Origin of the sequence: Sphingopyxis sp. HIX (assembly GCF_001468285.1) — a bacterium.
GTDB lineage: Bacteria > Pseudomonadota > Alphaproteobacteria > Sphingomonadales > Sphingomonadaceae > Sphingopyxis.
The window spans coordinates 53,178-69,338 of the sequence record NZ_LNSB01000029.1; the positions used below are offsets into that span (position 1 = coordinate 53,178).

Consider the following 16,161-nt stretch of genomic DNA (forward strand, 5'->3'; position numbering starts at 1 on the left):
AGGACTTTTTCAGATGAATCATTTCGACCTACGTGACGGCGTCATGCACGCCGAAGATGTTCCGCTGCCGCGGATCGCCGAGGACATCGGCACCCCCGTCTATGTCTATTCGCGCGCGACGCTCGAGCGCCATGCGCAGGCGTTCCGCGACGGGCTGAAGGACGTGCCGAAGAAGCACCTCGCCTTCGCGATCAAGAGCAACCCCAATCTCGGCGTGCTGCGCGTGCTCGCGCGGCAGGGTTACGGCGCCGACGTCGTCTCGGGCGGCGAACTCGAGCGCGCGCTCGCGGCGGGCATGGCGGCCGAGGACATCGTCTTTTCGGGGGTGGGCAAGACCCGCGCCGAACTCGCGCTTGGCCTCGACCGCGGCATCGGCCAGTTCAACATCGAACATGAGCCGGAGGGCGTCGCGCTCGCCGAAATCGCGCTGCGCAAGGAAATGACGGCGCCCGCGGTGCTGCGCGTCAACCCCGACGTCGACGCGGGCACCCACGCCAAGATCTCGACCGGCAAGGCCGAGAACAAGTTCGGCGTCGGCATCGACGCCGCGCCCGAAATCTTCGCCCGCCTCGCCGCGCTGCCGGGGCTCAACATGCGCGGCATCGCCGTCCACATCGGCAGCCAGCTGACCAGCCTCGCTCCCTTCGAGGCGGCGTTCAAGCGCGTCGGCGAGCTTGTCGCCGACCTGCGCAGCGCAGGGCATAGCATCACCCATGTCGACCTGGGCGGCGGCCTCGGCGTGCCCTATCGGGCCGGCGACAATATCATTCCGCCGTCGCCCGCCGATTATGGCGCGATGGTCGCGCGCGTGACCAGGGACTGGGACGTCACTTTGATGTTCGAGCCCGGCCGCGTCATCGCGGGCAATTCGGGGGTATTGCTGACCGAGACCTTGTGGGTGAAGCCCGGCGCGACGCACCCCTTCGTGATCGTCGACGCGGCGATGAACGATCTTGCCCGGCCCGCGCTCTACGACGCCTGGCACGATTTCCTCGCGGTCGAGCCGTCGGGCGAGACGATGACCGCGTCGATCGTCGGGCCGGTCTGCGAGACCGGCGACACCTTTGCGCGCGACCGGCTGATCGACAAGGTCGAGGCGGGCGACCTCGCGGTCTTCTGCAGCGCGGGCGCCTATGGCGCGACGATGGCGTCGACCTACAACAGCCGCAGCCTGGTGCCCGAGGTGCTCGTCGACGGCGACCGCTACGCCGTGGTCGCCGACCGCATCGCCGCGGGCACGATCATGGCCGCCGAACGCGTTCCCGACTGGATCGACTGACGATGGAGCAGCTTCCCATCTTCCTGAACCTGCGCGGCCGCACGGTCGTGCTGGTCGGGGAGGGGGAAGCCGCCGAGGCCAAGGCGCGGCTGATCGAACGCGCAGGCGGCCGCATCGTCCCCGCATGGGTGGAAGGCGCGAGCCTCGCCTTCGTCGCGCTCGATGAGGGCGCCGAGGCCGCCGCGGCTGCCCTCCGCGCGCGCGGCCTGCTCGTCAACGTCGTCGACCGCCCCGACCTCTGCGATTTCACCACCCCCGCGATCGTCGACCGCGCCCCGGTGACCATCGCGATCGGCACAGGCGGCGCCTCGGCCGGGCTCGCCAAGGCGGTGCGCCAGCGCATCGAGGCGCTGCTCCCTGCGCGGCTCGGCGCGCTGGCGTCGGCGCTCTACGCTGCGCGCGATGCGATGAAAGCGCGCTGGCCCGCCGCAGCCGATCGCCGCCGCGCCATCGATGCGGCGCTGGCCTCCGGAGGTGCGCTCGATCCGCTCGATGACGGCGCGCCCGATCGCGTGCGCGCCTGGCTCGCCGCCGATGGTGCTACGCCGGCCTCACGCCTCGAAACGATCGCGCTGGCGAGCTTCGATCCCGACGATCTCACGCTCCGCGCCGCGCGCCTGCTCGGCGAGGCCGACCATGTCTTCCACCCGGCGTTGATTCCCGCCGCGATCCTCGACCGCGCGCGCGCCGACGCCGTGCGCCATCCCGCCGATGCACCGCCCGCCGATCCGCCGCCGGGCCTTTCGCTCTGGCTCGCACCGCCCGCGGCATGACCCCTATCCATCCCCTTTACGCGGCGATGGCGCCGACGATCTTCGAGCATATGTCGGGGCTCGCCCGCGCGCACGATGCGATCAACCTCGGGCAAGGCTTCCCCGACGGGCGGCCGCACCCCGATATGGTCGACGCGGCCGCGCGGGCGCTCGCCGAAAAGTCGCACCAATATCCGCCCGCGCCCGGCCTGCCCGAGCTGCGCGATGCCATCGCTGCCTTCTACGCGCGGCGGCAGGGGCTGGCGTTGACCCGCGAGCAGGTCGTCGTCACCTCGGGCGCGACCGAGGCGCTCGCCGCGGCGATCCTCGCGCTCGTCCATCCGGGCGACGAGGTGCTGCTCTTCCAGCCCGCCTATGACAGCTATGCCCCGATGATACGCCGCGCCGGCGGCGTACCCGTCTCGGTACCGCTGAGCCCGCCCGGCTGGCGCTACGACGCCGGCCGGATCGCCGCCGCGATCACGCCGCGCACCCGGCTGGCGATGCTCAACGACCCGCTCAACCCCGCGGGCACGGTGGCGAGCGAAGCCGAACTCGCGATGATCGCCGACCTCTGCCGGCGCCACGACCTCACCGCGATCTGCGACGAGGTGTGGGAGGACGTCCGCTTCGACGGCGTGCCGCATCGCTCGCTGCTCGCGATGCCCGGCATGGAACGCCGCGCGGTCAAGATCGGCTCGGCGGGCAAGATCTTTGGGCTCACCGGCTGGAAGGTCGGCTGGCTCGCCGCCGCGCCCGATCTCGCACAGGCGCTCGGCCGCGCACACCAGTTCCTGACCTTCACCACGCCCCCCGCGCTGCAATGGGCGGTCGCCGAGGGGCTCGCCAAGCCCGACGCCTGGTTCGCCGAGCAGCGCGCAGGCTGGGCGGCGGCACGCCGGCATCTCTCCCAATCGCTCGAACGCGCGGGCTTCGTCGTGCTCCCGAACGCCGCGACCTGGTTCCTCTGCATCGACCTCGCGGCCTCGGGCATCATGCTCGCCGACCGCGACTTCGCCGAGCGTGCGGTGCGCGAGGCCGGGGTCGCGTCGATCCCGGTGTCGGCGCTCTTCGAAGGCGACGCCCCGCGCCACATCCTGCGTCTCTGCTTCGCCAAGGATCATGCAACCCTCGACGAAGCCGTCGCGCGCCTCGCCGCCTTTCGCGCGGCGCTGCTCTAGGGGGCAACCGCGCGCCCGCGATATTATCGGATTCTATAGACATACGCCCTAATCCCCCCGCTCGTAGCGAGCGGAGATTGCATGCTGAAACGGCTTTTGCGCGGCACGGCGACGGGCGCCGTCGGCCTTTGCGCGGCGATCTGGGCGGGTTCCTTATTGTCCGGCCCCTGTCCGCCGGAGGATTTCGGATGCGCGCCCGACAGCCGGCTTTGGGTCTGGCTATTGTTCGGCGCCGGTTCGCTGCTGGCGCTGTCCGCGCTCCTGCTCTGGGGCGCGTTCCTGTTGCAGTTTCGCCGCTACCTCCGCGAAGGGGATGCGCAGAAACGCCGCGACCGGCAGTTGCGTCGCGACCGGCTTTGTGCGGAAGCGCGGCGCGTCCGGCCCGAAATCGCCGTCGCGCGCGAACTGCTCGCGCGTCCGCTGCCCGATGAGCCCGATGCGCCGACCCCCGCCGAATTGCAGGAGGCCGTGGGCGCGCTGATGCGCCGCCATTCCGCGAACTATCTCGACAAGGCGGAGGAGGAGCCGGTGCGGATCGTCGGGTGGCTGCTGGCCCGGCTCGCCGACCAGAGCGCCACCGGCCTGCACTGGTTCGGCGGCAGTCCCGTGCTCGGAACCGTGTCGATCAACCAGGACCAGTATATGCAGATCGTCGGCGTCGGTGCCGGCTCGGTCGCGCTCATGACCATGGACGGCAACCGGGCGACCGGCGAGCCCGTCGACGTCGAGGACATGCTCGCCGCGCTGCGCGAGGCGAATCTGCCCGTGTGGGACGAACTCGAGCGGGCGGCGGCGCGTTAGGGCGCGATCGCCAGTCCGTCGCCATTCTTGCCCGCCGGCAGGCGGCGCAGCACCTTGCCGCTCGCGACGTCGATCTCGGCGACCTTGTCGTGCCCCGTCTCGGCGGCATAGAGCCGCTTCGAATCGGCGCTGAACAGCAGGGTCACCTGCCCCTTCGCCTGCTCGCCCGACACCATGATCGTCTTCACCGGCGCGCGCGTCTCGGCATCGAACAGGCTGATCGTCCCCGCCGCGATATTGCTCGTCGCGATCAGCTTGCCGTCGGGGCTCGCGAGCACGCGGATCGCCACAGGGTCGACCGCATGTTCGGCTACCTTCTCGCCGCTCGCGGTATCCCACACCGACACGCGCGGCGCATCAAGGTCGCCGACCCACAATTCGCGCCCGCCCTTCGCCAGCGCCAGCCCCTCGGGCTTGCCGCCGATGGCGAGGTCGCGCAGCTTCTTTGCGTCCTTGAGGTCGAGCACGCTCACCGTGCCCGACGCGATATTGGCGGTATAGGCGGTGCGATTATCGGGCGCGACGACGATCATATGCGTGCCCTGCTGCCCCGTCGCGATCGAGGTCACGGCGCCGCCCGGCGCGACCACCGCGACCGACTGGCTGCCCTCGGCGGTCGCGACCAGCCGCCCGTCGGAAAGCCACAGCAGCCCGTGCGGCCGCTGGTTGGGGCTGATGTCGATCGTCTTCAGCTTCGCCTTCACCGCGATATCGAACACATCGATCGTCGTCCCGCCATAAGCGACCACCGCGGCCTGCGTGCCGTCGGGCGACACCGCGATCTCGTGTGGCATCTTCCCCGTCGGCAGCCGCGCGACCTCCGCGCCGGTATCGAGCGCGACGAGGCTCAGCGTGTCCTCGCCCTTGTTGCCGATCAGCAAGGTCTCGGCGGCGACCGGCGGGATCGCGAGCAGCAGGATGGACAGGAAAGTGGCGGCGCGGCGCATGTGATGTCTCCCCGAGGCAAGGCCCCGCACCTTATGGGGCGCCCCCGCGCGGGCAACCGCCGTTCGACGAGCGACATGGCAAGATTACGATAAGTTCATTGGTATCCGCGGCCCGCGCTCCGCACGCTGTCCCCGCGGCCGATCTGCGCCGCGCTGCCCTGGGGAGGGACATATGAATCTGCCGTCCATCGACATCGCTGCCTTGCCCTTGCTCGACACCATGGTCGGGCTGTTCGGCTCGCTCGTCGCGCCCAGCGCGACGCAGGGACCCTCGATTTTCGAGGTGTCGGTCACCGTCATCCTGATCATCAACGACTGAGCCGGCGCGCGGGTACGGCCCCACACCGTGCCCGCGCCGGGCGCAGGCGATGCGATCCCGTCACGACCATTATCCGCGGGCCGACGCGGCGCGCTGCCATGCGATGCACGCCGCCGAGGCCGATCTCGCCGCGCGCTGGCGCAGCGAGGATTCGCGCCCCGCGGGCCTCGCCGCCGCGCTCGCCGCGGCCGCTGCCGTCGCCGACCCCGTCCGCGCGGTCGAGCCTCTGCGTCCCTGGCTCGCCGACACAAGCTGGCTGACCACGCGCTTCGCCGAGGCGCTCGCCCTGCTCGCCGCCGATCCCTTTGCGCGTCCGCCGCTGCCCGTCGTCGGCAGCGGCGGCGCGCCGGGCGGGCTGATCCTCGCCGAGCGCGGCGCGGTGCGCCTCTCGCTCCAGCTGCTGCCGTTCGAGATCGCCGGCGCGCTGCCCGCGACCGCGCTCTTCGTCCCCGGCCGTGCCGCGATCCGCGTCCTCGCCGCCGGCGGCGCCAGCCTCATACTTCACCATGTTGCGCTCTCCGAAGCGGAGGCGGCCGGCGCCTTCACCGCGGCCGGCGCCGCGCCCTGCACCAGCGACCCGCCGCGCCCGCTGCGCACGGGCGAACTCCTCGAACTCGACACCACGCGCACCACCTTCACCCTCGCGGGCGCAAGCGGCGACGTGCTGCTCCTCGACCTTTCGGTCCGCCCGCCGTCGCAGCTCCCGGTACGCGCCTACGATATCGCCAGCGGCCGCCTCGTCCACGTCGCCGCGTCGCGCCGCGACAGCAGCTTTCGCCAGATGGCGCTCGCCTTGCTCCGCGCGATGGAGCGCCGCGCCGCCGCGCCGCTCTTCCTCGCCGCGACGCAGGCCGAGGATTTCGCCGCCCGCTGGGCCGCGATGCGCGACCTCGTCGCGCTCGCCCCCGCCGCCGCGCACCCGCGCCTCGTGCAGATGGCGGCCGACGATCCGCACCCCGAAGTCCGCGCCGCCGCCACCGCGACGCTGGCGCTCTACGCCGCGCCGAATGCCGAGCCATGCCCCGCCTGATCGACCCGCCCCCCGGCCCCGCGCTCGACCTCGCCGAAGTCGCCGCGCGCCTCGACGAAAGCCGGGTCGACCTCGCCGACGAAGCCAGCCTCGCCCGCGCCGCGGCGCTCCTCGCCGGCCTCGCGCAGAACCGCGACTTCCTCGCCGATCACATCGTCGCCGAACTCAAGGCCAGCTTCGCGAACCAGCTCGGCCTCAGCCGTTATTCGGCGCAGGTCTTCCTCCTCCACCGCAGCCCGCGCGGCCATTTCCTGCGCGCCAACCTCTGGCCCGCAGCGACCGATGCCGCTTACGCCGCGAGCGGCGGAGCAGCCTTCGCCTACGGCCTGCCGCACGACCATAATTTCAGCTTCCTCACCACCGGCTATTGGGGCCCGGGCTATGTCAGCGACTATTACGACTATGACCCCGAAGCCATCGACGGCCGCCTCGGCGAACCGCTGAACCTGAAATTCGTCGAGCGCAGCCAGCTCGGCGAAGGCAAGACGATGCTCTATCGCGCCCACCGCGACATCCACAGCCAGTGCCCGCCCGAACGCCTCTCGGTCAGCCTCAACATCATGGAGGAGGGCGAGCATCTCCCCTGGCGCGACCAATATATCGTCGATCTCGAGCACGGCACGATCGCGCGCCGCCCGACGATCACCCCGGCGGAGATGCTCCTCCGCTGCGCCGTGCATTTGACCGAAGAGGGCAAGGATGTGGCCGACCATTTCGCCAGGGCGCACCCGGTCCCGCGCGTGCGCGCCAACGCGTTCGCCGCGCTGGCGGCGGTGGAGGAGGGCGCGGGCAGGGCGGCGGTGCTGGAACGCGGGCTGCGGGACGCCGATGCGCGGGTTAGGGCCGATTGTGAGAGGTGGCTGGGGATCGCATGAGTCCCTTTTCTTGCGTGGGGCGTCGCTGCCCTGTTCGGACGGGTGGCATCTCGACGCAGGCCGCGCAGGGCGCAGGTCCGGTACACTTGGCGGAGTCAAAGCTTTCGTCTAGCACGGTAAAACGAGCGGGGGATTGCGTGGCGACGACCGAACATACGATTAACGATGCCATCGCGCTCGCACTGCGCGCGACGCGCCATGGCTGGAACAGTCCTGGCGTGGTTCGGTCGGAGAATACGGCTACGTTGACCGGCAGCAACCGCCGACCCGACATTCTCGTCACCGAACCCGGCGTCTCGCCGGTTGTGGTCGAAACCGAAGTACTGCCGGCCGTGACGGTCGAAGTCGAGGCGCAGTCCCGGCTGGGTGAAAGGCTCAAGTCGAACGGGCGGCAAATTCTGTCGTCCATTGCCGTACGATCGCCCCAGCATTTGCGCACTGTGGGTGGCGGGGATCTCGCGGTTGCAGTGGATGCCTGCGAAGATTTCGAATTCGCGCTGTTCACCGGGATTTCGCCGGAAAGCTACACGCGCTGGCCCGCGGCGGGGTGGATCAAAGGCAGCATCTGGGACCTGTCGGTCCTCGCCCAGGCCGCTACCGTCCCCCCGGCGATCGTAGAGAGCGCGGCGGATCAGTTGATGATCGGCGTCAGCCAGGCGGCAGGCCAGTTGGCGGGGATCGAAGAAAAATACCAACCCGCGCTTGATCGCATCGCCCAGGCCCTGTGCCAGGAAGACAGCGAACAGACCCGGCGGATGGCGACCACAATCCTGGCCAATGCCTTCATGTTTCACGAAAATTTGGCACACGGCCCCGGCGAGCTCGAATCGATCCGTAACTTGGAGGAAATGCGCGGATCGGGTGAACTCACGCGCAGGCACATCATCGCGGAATGGCGCAGGATTCTGGACGTCAACTATTGGCCGATTTTCGATATCGCTTGCCGGATTTTCGAGGTCATCCCTGCCGATTTGGCCAAGATGTTGTCCGATACGCTGGCTGATACGGCATCGAAGCTCGTCGAAAACAGCCTGACGCGCAGTCACGACCTGACCGGCGCCGTTTTCCAGAAGCTGATTGCCGACCGGAAATTCCTTGCCGCTTATTATACGACACCTGCTTCCGCCGCGCTGATGGTGGGTTTGGCGCTGGACCGGCATCATACGCCCCGCGGCGCAAGCTGGACCGATGGTGACGATTTGGCCAAGCTGAAGGTCGGCGACTTTGCATGCGGCACGGGTACCTTGCTTTCGACCGCCTACACCCGCCTTGGCCAATATTACGAACTGCACGGCGGCAATTCGGAGCATCTGCACGCGTCGATGATGGGGTCGACGTTGGTCGGGGCCGACGTGCTTCCGGCGGCCGCCCACTTGACCGCTGCCATGCTTTCGGGTGTCCATCCGCAGATCACCTATACCGACAGCATGATCATGACGGTGCCCTATGGGTCGCAAGCCGGGGACCGGGTTGCTCTGGGTTCGCTGGACCTGTTGGCGAGCCAGAAGACGATGGACGCCGTCGCCGCCGAGGGGCTCGGCGCAAAGGGCAAAAGCACAAAGAATGTTTTCGTCAGCGTCGCGCACGAAAGCTTCGACCTCGTCATCATGAATCCGCCCTTCACGCGGCCGACCGGTCAGGAGGCGTCCAAGGTGGGCGTGCCGAACCCCATGTTCGCGGCTTTCTCGGCGGACAAGGACGAACAGAAGGAGATGAAGAAGGCCTTCGACAAGCTCCTGCAAGGACTCGAGGGAGGCCATTGCTACGACGGGCAAGCCGGCGAGGCGACCGGCTTCATCGAATTGGCCCACCGGAAATTGAAGGCGGGCGGGACCTTGGGTCTCATCACGCCGCTCAGCCTCATGTCGGGTGAGGCGTGGGATGCTGCCCGGCTCCGTCTCGCGCGCCACTATAGCGACGTCATCCTGTTGAGCATTACCGGCAAGCAACGCAGGGAGACGTCCTTCTCGGCGGATACCGGCATGGCCGAGGCGATGACCATGGCCGTCCGCCGGACGACGCCGAATGACGGCGTGGTGCGCGCGACCTATGTCGTCCTCGATGATCGCCCGACGACGCCGCTGGACGGTTACGCGGTGGCGAAAGCGATCAAGCGCTTGGTCGCGAACGGTTCGATTCGACAGATCGAGGACCCGCCCCTTGGTGGCACGGCCATCAGCATCGGCAGCGACAAGGTCGGCGAAGCCATGCAGGGGCCGCTTCCCAGTGGCGATACGTGGGACATTTGCCGCATTGCCGATCTGTCGCTCGCGCAATCGGCATGGCGCCTGATCGGCGAAGGCCGAATCTGGCTTGCCGGCATGGCCGCGCCGCTCGAGGAAATTCTGCCGTTGCGCCCGGTATCCGATCTGATTGCCCAGATCGGGCCTTATCACGCCGACATCAACTGGAATGGGGCGGGTGGCAAGATCAGGGGCCCCTTTTCCTTGCACCCCACGGCAGCGCCCGAAACCGTCACTTATCCGATATTGTGGACCCACGATGCCGATCGCGAACGGTCGCTGTGCTTCGAGGCCGACAATGAAGGGATCGTGCGTCCCGGCAAGGATGCCGAGGAAGAGGCGGTGATCCTCGACAAGGTAAATCTGGTTTGGGCCAGCGCGTCGCATCTCCATTTCAATCAGAACTTCCAGTTCAACAGCCAGTCGACGGCGATGCAATATACGCGGCGCCATGCAATCGGCGGTCGGGCGTGGATGGGGCTGAAATTCCCCGACGCACGGCATGAGGCTGCGGCCGTGCTGTGGGGCAACTCGTCGCTCGGCCTGCTGTTGCATTGGTGGCAGGCGAACAAGCAGCAATCGGGTCGTGGCAACGTCGGCAAGGAAGCGCTCGCCAAATTCACGCTGCTGGACCCTCTGGCGCTCACTGACGATCAACTGGACCGGTCGGCTGCGCTGCTCGCTGAACGCGCAGACGTGCCGATGCGTCCGCTCAACGAAATTGATCTCGATACGGAACGTGCGGCGCTGGACGAAGCGTTCCTCATCGATATATTGGGATTGTCGGCGACGTTGGTCGGGCCCGACGGGCCGCTCGCACTGCTTCGCCGCAAACTGGCGCGCGAGCCGTCGATCAACGGCGGCAAGCGAAAATTCTAGAGGCCGCCCGCTTGGTTGAAAAAGGAAAACCGGTGTCGCAATCTTCGGGTCAGCTGGGCTTCGATCTGGGCGAATTTGAAAGCCCGTCGAAATTCGTCGGATCTCATCCGGTGCGTCTTGAACTGCACGAAATATTGGAAACGGCAAAATCCGCCCGTGGTAGTTCGCCGTGGGACGAAGCGACCATGCGCCATCACCGTGTCAGCTTTCCGATCAAGGCAAAGGTCCTTCCGCCGGAAGAAGCGACGTTCCTCTGGCGCCAGTTTGAAATGGAACTCGACCGCTTGGCGGCGCTGGCCTCGACTTGATCTCATTCGGCTCTTCGCGTGACGGCTTTCTTTCACATCTCCGCCGCAAAAAACCCCTTTCCTAATAAATTCCGCTGTGCCATGTTCTTCTTTCGTTCTTTGATTCGGCCGATATCAGCGTTCCATTCGCGCAATCGGGGGGCGACGATGGCTGTCGGCCGCCGGCGACTGGAGCATGCCGCTCAGCCAGCCGAAAAGGGAGAAAGCTTCGCAAAAATACCGCGTCACAGGGCTGAACTTTCCTGAACTTTGCCCCGGCGCCGGTCGAAAATCGTGCCGCACGCGCGATCCCGCCACTCCCTGCTGACAGCGCGCCCATCCGCTGCTAGGGCGCGCGCATGACCACACCCCTTTCGCATATCCGCAATTTCAGCATTATCGCCCACATCGATCACGGGAAATCCACGCTCGCCGACCGGCTGATCCAGTTCACCGGGGGGCTCACCGCGCGCGAGATGTCGGCGCAGGTCCTCGACAATATGGATATCGAGAAGGAGCGCGGGATCACCATCAAGGCGCAGACCGTGCGCCTTTCCTATAAAGCGCATAATGGCGAGACCTATCAGCTCAACCTGATGGACACGCCCGGCCATGTCGACTTCGCCTATGAAGTGTCGCGCAGCCTCGCGGCGTGCGAGGGCGCGCTGCTGGTCGTCGACGCCGCGCAGGGGGTCGAGGCGCAGACGCTGGCGAACGTCTATCAGTCGATCGAGCACGACCATGAGATCGTGCCGGTGATCAACAAGATCGACCTGCCCGCGGCCGACGTCGACAAGGTGAAGGCCGAGATCGAGGACATCATCGGGCTGCCCACCGACGATGCGGTGCTTGCCAGCGCGAAGTCGGGCATCGGTATCGAGGAATGCCTCGAGGCGATCGTCACCAAGATCCCGCCGCCGAAGGGCGACGCCGCGGCGCCCTTGCTCGCGATGCTCGTCGACAGCTGGTACGACCCCTATCTCGGCGTCGTCATCCTGATCCGCGTCGTCGACGGCACGCTCAAGAAGGGCCAGCAGATCAAGTTCATGCAGGCGGGTACCACCCATCTGATCGACCGCGTCGGCTGTTTCACCCCCAAGCGCGAGGAACTGACCGAGATCGGCGCCGGCGAGATCGGCTTCATCACCGCGCAGATCAAGGACGTCGCGCAGGCGCGCGTCGGCGACACCGTCACCGACGCCAAGAAACCCGCCGCGGCGCCGCTGCCGGGGTTCAAGGAAGTCCAGCCGGTCGTCTTCTGCGGCCTGTTCCCGACCGACGCCAACGACTTCGAGAAATTGCGCGAGAGCATCCAGAAGCTGCGGCTCAACGACGCCTCCTTCTCGTTTGAGATGGAGAGCAGCGCCGCATTGGGCTTCGGCTTCCGCTGCGGTTTCCTCGGCCTCTTGCACCTCGAGATCATCCAGGAGCGGCTCTCCCGCGAGTACGACCTCGACCTGATCACCACCGCGCCGTCGGTGGTGTACAAGCTGAAGCTCGGCCACACCAAGAACGAGGCGGCGAAGGAGATCGAGCTCCACAACCCCGCCGACATGCCCGACCCCAACCGCATCGACGAGATCCAGGAACCGTGGATCGAGGCGGTGATCTACGTGCCCGACGATTATCTCGGGCCGATCCTGAAGCTCTGCCAGGACCGCCGCGGCATCCAGAAGAACCTCACCTATGTGGGCGGCCGCGCGCAGATCACTTACGAGCTGCCGCTCAACGAGGTGGTGTTCGACTTCTACGACCGGCTGAAGAGCATCAGCCGCGGTTATGCAAGCTTCGACTATCACCAGATCGGCCACCGCCCCGGCGACCTCGTCAAGATGAGCATCCTCGTCAACAACGAGCCGGTCGACGCGCTGAGCATGATCGTCCACCGCGGCAGCGCCGAAAGCCGCGGCCGCGGCATGTGCGAGCGGCTGAAGGACCTGATCCCGCGGCACATGTTCAAGATCCCGATCCAGGCAGCCATAGGCGGGAAAGTGATCGCCCGCGAAACCATCGCCGCGCTGCGCAAGGACGTGACCGCCAAATGCTACGGCGGCGACGCGACCCGCAAGAAGAAGCTCCTCGAAAAGCAGAAAGAGGGCAAGAAGCGGATGCGCGAATATGGCAATGTGAACATCCCGCAGGAGGCGTTCATCGCCGCGCTGCGGATGGGGGATGATGCTTAAGGCTTGTCCAAGGATTTAGACCAATTTGATGGCCTACCGCTGAAGCCAGTCCATCCCATAGTTTCAAGCCATTCGATGGTTGCGTCTTCCATGTCCTTGGAAATCTTGTTGCTGATGTGCCCCTGCGTTGGTGCGCAAATATCCACGCCATCAAAGTCTCGCAGGTGATCAGGTATTATCGGGCCCCGTTCGCCAAAATATACAAACTCATCGGAAATGAGAACATTATTTGATCCCGTATCTTTCTCTCTATTGAAGTGATTTGTGCTGCCGTCAAAAAGACTGTGATGAGAAAAGAGTTGAGTAAATCCTCCATTTCCATCTGGCCTATATATATTGTCACCATACTTAAGCATGCGACTTTTGTGCATTATCGGTCTTTTCCTGAAAAATCTTGGGTCTTCCCAATATTCCTCAAAGGATATTTTTTCTGTAACTCGCATGGCAAATATTAACTGACCGCTTCGTCCTTTAGATTTTGTTCCAGTTCCTATGATCAAGTCGCCTTCCTTGGCAACGCGCCTTATGGTCGGCTTGCAGCAAGCAATTGTGCAGTATCCAAAAAATGGATTTGGCGCGAAGCCCCAATCACGGGCTACCAAGTATGAGTACGTCGTCACTTCTGGAGAACTAGCACTTTTTTTGATGGTCGCTCTCGGCGCTTTTTGCCGGATTCCCTGCGGAGTCTTCCCAAGCGTCGCTGGCACCTGATAGCACACCATCAAGTTCCAGAGAATTCTCCCCCATCACATCACATCCATAATCGATGAGAGCGAGAGGAAGTGGAGTCTCTTCTTGGCCCTCAGGCCAAATACCGACAATGTCGGCGCCTCCAGTCACTGCACATTCCGCTGCGGCACCATATTCACTGCTGCCTTCGCAGCTTTTGGAAATCAAAAATACGCAAAGATCGGCTGCAATTATAGCATCTCGTATCTCTTGAGGTAGCTCATCCAAATGTCCTTGAGCGATTTCTTTAGACTGCTCGGCGGACACTGGACATAAAGTCACGCTATATCCCTGCGCTTCAAGCCGTCTAGCGGTCTTAGCGGGATTGCACCCGTCCGCTTCGATGTACACGATGCACGCTCTTTTCTCTGTCGCCATCTTGCCCTCCTGGCACTTCTATGCGAACATACCATGATCATATCACACTCGTATGCGGAACGTCTATGTTCATATCAGTTTTGGCTGGCTGAGCTCATTCGCCTTAACGCCATAGAGTTTGGCAACGCCTGTGACGAAATCAGCTTTGCCTCCATAGCTGGGGTGGCGTACTTTTATTGATGAAACGCCTAATTCTTCTAGACCACTGGCAGCATCGTTGCCAAGCGCAACAATAACCTTTGGTTCTATCATACCTATCAATGCTTGAAGCAGATCGAACGTTTGCCGACGTTCTCCACGCTTATGACAGCGATTTGTCATAGGCTTACCCGGAGCGTGTGGATGAAGCGGGAAAACATTCCATGTGAATATCGGGACGTTGAGGTTTGATATCGTCTCCCATACCATCGCTGCAGTGCGTTCGGCTGCCAATGGTCCGAAGGTCGCGCGATCGAGCGGAAGTCCTCCATAGAGCTTTGAGAATCGTCCCAGATTTGCCTCATCAGTTAAGGCTAAACCGGTTCTTCGCCCGCCCATATATCCAAGGTCTCGGCCGATCCAAATTGAGTCAACCTTCAAGTCTAAGGCCCTTTCGAGCGTCATCTGAAGATTTCTTTTTCTTATGTCCACCGAATCAATTTTGTCTGCTATTTCACATTTCTGAGCCCATGGATTAAATACATTAGGCATCGATATCGACGAAAGGGACGAGATGAATTCTGCGGGATTCATGGAATGGGACCTGCTGTGATTCTGCGGTGCTTGTAGTCGAGGACAATCCTACCTCTCCCATGCTTCACCAGATAGCGAAAAGCTTCATAGCCCTGCAAAATTGCTTCTTCCCAAACCCAATATGGCACGTGCTCGACTTCATAGCCCCTTACGAATATCTTTATTGTTTTGAGTAAGTCGAAGCTTAGCTTTCCTCTTTCCACGTTGGAAAAAAATGTGCCATCCGATTTTGCTTCATTGAAAACAAGTGCTGATATGCCCTCTTCTATTAGTATTGCTCGAGCCCCATCTTCAGATTCATCCACCTTTGCGACGCTTTTTCTTTTTCTTTTCAAAATTGAACGTAATACTGGCGACCATCCTATCACGGCTGCGTATGCATAGTGAAATACATCATGAAATCTATAATTATCGTCAAATTCTATGTTATCAGTAAGTCGATCTCCTATATTTATACCATTGCAAGATTGATAGACGAAGTATTGGTCTTCACTCTTTGATATTTGGATTATGTCGATCTTCATTTGGTGGGGGAGGCGTTCATACGAAGGAAATCCGGCATCAAATTGTGGTGGATATCCGGTTTCGCGGGTCTCGGGCCACCTCTCGGCCGTCTTTGCGAGATTTTTTCTGGCAGCCTCCTCTAAGCTCACGCCTGCGCGATTCCCTACGATCACGAGTCTCCGGACCACCTCGGTAAAGGCCTCAAGTAGGGGTTTCTGCTCGCCTTTTTTGAGGTAAGTTCGCTGAGCGACTACGAGTTTACCCACGGAATCTGCGAGATCGACCAAGGCCCATTCCAAAAACTTACTGGGAATGACCTGTAGGGTCATTCGAGGCTCTTGTAGATCTCCAAAGCCAAGCTTGCTTGCCGCTAATCGACTGGCACGTGGAAGCGCCAAGGGCTTGGCAATTTTTCCTAGAGTGAGCTTATCGTGGTGCGCAACCACGGCCAAATACCATAGAAGATCCCCAATCTCTTCCATGGCAAGAGAAAAATAGTGTTGTGGGGTGAGGCGATCGCGATCCTGCTTTTTGACGATCGACAGTACGCTACCTGCTTCACCGAATAGTCCCAAAAGTAGATATCTCGACGCTGAATCTCCCACAGACGTGTCTGTTTTTATTGCGCTTTTTTGATAATCGTCGAGGTTCATGTAGCCGTTTCCTATACGCGCGGCGCAATTTCACAATATTATGTCCTCCTCAACGGCACTTGCCTATTGTTTTCTACCTGCTTCCTCCACCAACCGAACAATCCGTACCACGCACGACGCCGGTATCTCGCTGGCGCCGCTCAGCATCACGCGGTCCTCGTCGCCCACGACCATGGCCCAGCCGGCGAGCGCCTTCACGCAGTCGTCGTCGAGGATCAGGGGGCCGACCGAGTAGCAGGTCTGGGCCGGCTCGGGCTCGAAGCTCTCGACGTTGGTCCAGCCGTCTTCCGGCTCGCGCGGCTGGATCCGTTCGATGCTTCGACCGGCTCGGCATGGCGGGGACGGTGCGGCCGAAGCGGGCCGAGGGGGCTTTGGGGGCGGGGAGAGCT

The 16,161-nt window shown here is 63.6% G+C and carries 16 protein-coding genes; 10 read left to right on the top strand and 6 right to left on the bottom strand.

The genetic code is table 11. The features are described 5' to 3' along the window. Positions 1 to 13 precede the first annotated feature (13 nt). The 4 genes from lysA (at position 14) to ATE62_RS14560 (ending at position 4,013) form a co-directional block, all read left to right on the top strand. A complete protein-coding gene (gene lysA / locus ATE62_RS14545; RefSeq protein WP_058807832.1) occupies positions 14 to 1,279 on the top strand; it encodes a diaminopimelate decarboxylase in 1,266 nt (421 codons plus the stop codon). A 2-nt stretch (positions 1,280 to 1,281) separates the two neighbouring features. After that, complete coding sequence (locus ATE62_RS14550; protein WP_058807831.1) at positions 1,282 to 2,052, top strand: precorrin-2 dehydrogenase/sirohydrochlorin ferrochelatase family protein; 771 nt, start codon at positions 1,282 to 1,284, stop codon at positions 2,050 to 2,052. After that, complete coding sequence (locus tag ATE62_RS14555; RefSeq protein ID WP_058807830.1) at positions 2,049 to 3,212, top strand: aminotransferase; 1,164 nt, start codon at positions 2,049 to 2,051, stop codon at positions 3,210 to 3,212. Before ATE62_RS14550 ends, ATE62_RS14555 begins: the two co-directional genes overlap by 4 nt. An 81-nt stretch (positions 3,213 to 3,293) precedes the next feature. Continuing rightward, positions 3,294 to 4,013: a hypothetical protein gene (locus tag ATE62_RS14560; RefSeq protein ID WP_058807829.1), complete on the top strand. Its 720-nt coding sequence runs from the start codon at positions 3,294 to 3,296 to the stop codon at positions 4,011 to 4,013. Here ATE62_RS14560 and ATE62_RS14565 read toward each other — a convergent pair. After that, positions 4,010 to 4,960, bottom strand: a complete 951-nt coding sequence (locus ATE62_RS14565) for a YVTN family beta-propeller repeat protein (protein ID WP_058807828.1) — start codon at positions 4,958 to 4,960, stop codon at positions 4,010 to 4,012. The genes ATE62_RS14560 and ATE62_RS14565 overlap by 4 nt on opposite strands. 172 nt (positions 4,961 to 5,132) lie before the next feature. Between ATE62_RS14565 and ATE62_RS23320 the strand changes: the two genes are divergently transcribed. From ATE62_RS23320 to lepA, 6 genes are all read left to right on the top strand, one after another. Beyond that, positions 5,133 to 5,279, top strand: a complete 147-nt coding sequence (locus ATE62_RS23320; RefSeq protein WP_156420518.1) for a hypothetical protein — start codon at positions 5,133 to 5,135, stop codon at positions 5,277 to 5,279. 49 nt (positions 5,280 to 5,328) lie between these two features. Further along, positions 5,329 to 6,309, top strand: a complete 981-nt coding sequence (locus ATE62_RS14570) for a HEAT repeat domain-containing protein (protein ID WP_058818544.1) — start codon at positions 5,329 to 5,331, stop codon at positions 6,307 to 6,309. Next, on the top strand, positions 6,297 to 7,184 hold the full coding sequence (locus tag ATE62_RS14575) for a transposase (protein WP_197411651.1): 888 nt from the start codon (positions 6,297 to 6,299) through the stop codon (positions 7,182 to 7,184). Before ATE62_RS14570 ends, ATE62_RS14575 begins: the two co-directional genes overlap by 13 nt. A gap of 137 nt (positions 7,185 to 7,321) precedes the next feature. Beyond that, on the top strand, positions 7,322 to 10,306 hold the full coding sequence (locus ATE62_RS23925; protein ID WP_231736276.1) for a hypothetical protein: 2,985 nt from the start codon (positions 7,322 to 7,324) through the stop codon (positions 10,304 to 10,306). Between the two features lie 11 nt (positions 10,307 to 10,317). After that, entirely contained in the window at positions 10,318 to 10,614 is a 297-nt protein-coding gene (locus ATE62_RS23330; RefSeq protein ID WP_156420517.1) for a hypothetical protein, read from the top strand. A 338-nt stretch (positions 10,615 to 10,952) separates the two neighbouring features. Next, a complete protein-coding gene (gene lepA, locus ATE62_RS14585) occupies positions 10,953 to 12,776 on the top strand; it encodes a translation elongation factor 4 (RefSeq protein WP_058807825.1) in 1,824 nt (607 codons plus the stop codon). Here lepA and ATE62_RS23335 read toward each other — a convergent pair. From ATE62_RS23335 to ATE62_RS23675, 5 genes are all read right to left on the bottom strand, one after another. Next, positions 12,773 to 13,498 carry a hypothetical protein gene (locus tag ATE62_RS23335; RefSeq protein WP_231736277.1) on the bottom strand — a complete coding sequence of 242 codons (726 nt, stop codon included), beginning with the start codon at positions 13,496 to 13,498 and terminating at the stop codon, positions 12,773 to 12,775. The two genes, lepA and ATE62_RS23335, sit on opposite strands and share 4 nt — an antisense overlap. After that, positions 13,407 to 13,883, bottom strand: coding sequence for a toll/interleukin-1 receptor domain-containing protein (locus ATE62_RS23340; protein WP_156420515.1), 477 nt, complete (start codon positions 13,881 to 13,883; stop codon positions 13,407 to 13,409). Before ATE62_RS23340 ends, ATE62_RS23335 begins: the two co-directional genes overlap by 92 nt. A 69-nt stretch (positions 13,884 to 13,952) precedes the next feature. Beyond that, positions 13,953 to 14,615: a uracil-DNA glycosylase gene (locus ATE62_RS22945; protein WP_082662824.1), complete on the bottom strand. Its 663-nt coding sequence runs from the start codon at positions 14,613 to 14,615 to the stop codon at positions 13,953 to 13,955. Continuing rightward, positions 14,612 to 15,772, bottom strand: a complete 1,161-nt coding sequence (locus tag ATE62_RS22950; RefSeq protein WP_082662825.1) for a nucleoside triphosphate pyrophosphohydrolase family protein — start codon at positions 15,770 to 15,772, stop codon at positions 14,612 to 14,614. The genes ATE62_RS22945 and ATE62_RS22950 overlap by 4 nt, the downstream gene beginning before the upstream one ends. A 63-nt stretch (positions 15,773 to 15,835) precedes the next feature. Next, positions 15,836 to 16,161: hypothetical protein (locus tag ATE62_RS23675; protein ID WP_058818546.1), on the bottom strand; the 326-nt coding region annotated here is incomplete at its 5' end.

Bases quoted from the DNA above. Each gene is read 5' to 3' on its own strand.
- lysA (WP_058807832.1), top strand. From the start codon at position 14: ATGAATCATTTCGACCTACGTGACGGCGTCATGCACGCCGAAGATGTT.
- ATE62_RS14550 (WP_058807831.1), top strand. From the start codon at position 1,282: ATGGAGCAGCTTCCCATCTTCCTGAACCTGCGCGGCCGCACGGTCGTG.
- ATE62_RS14555 (WP_058807830.1), top strand. From the start codon at position 2,049: ATGACCCCTATCCATCCCCTTTACGCGGCGATGGCGCCGACGATCTTC.
- ATE62_RS14560 (WP_058807829.1), top strand. From the start codon at position 3,294: ATGCTGAAACGGCTTTTGCGCGGCACGGCGACGGGCGCCGTCGGCCTT.
- ATE62_RS14565 (WP_058807828.1), bottom strand. From the start codon at position 4,960: ATGCGCCGCGCCGCCACTTTCCTGTCCATCCTGCTGCTCGCGATCCCG.
- ATE62_RS23320 (WP_156420518.1), top strand. From the start codon at position 5,133: ATGAATCTGCCGTCCATCGACATCGCTGCCTTGCCCTTGCTCGACACC.
- ATE62_RS14570 (WP_058818544.1), top strand. From the start codon at position 5,329: ATGCGATCCCGTCACGACCATTATCCGCGGGCCGACGCGGCGCGCTGC.
- ATE62_RS14575 (WP_197411651.1), top strand. From the start codon at position 6,297: ATGCCCCGCCTGATCGACCCGCCCCCCGGCCCCGCGCTCGACCTCGCC.
- lepA (WP_058807825.1), top strand. From the start codon at position 10,953: ATGACCACACCCCTTTCGCATATCCGCAATTTCAGCATTATCGCCCAC.
- ATE62_RS23335 (WP_231736277.1), bottom strand. From the start codon at position 13,498: ATGGTGTGCTATCAGGTGCCAGCGACGCTTGGGAAGACTCCGCAGGGA.
- ATE62_RS23340 (WP_156420515.1), bottom strand. From the start codon at position 13,883: ATGGCGACAGAGAAAAGAGCGTGCATCGTGTACATCGAAGCGGACGGG.
- ATE62_RS22945 (WP_082662824.1), bottom strand. From the start codon at position 14,615: ATGAATCCCGCAGAATTCATCTCGTCCCTTTCGTCGATATCGATGCCT.
- ATE62_RS22950 (WP_082662825.1), bottom strand. From the start codon at position 15,772: ATGAACCTCGACGATTATCAAAAAAGCGCAATAAAAACAGACACGTCT.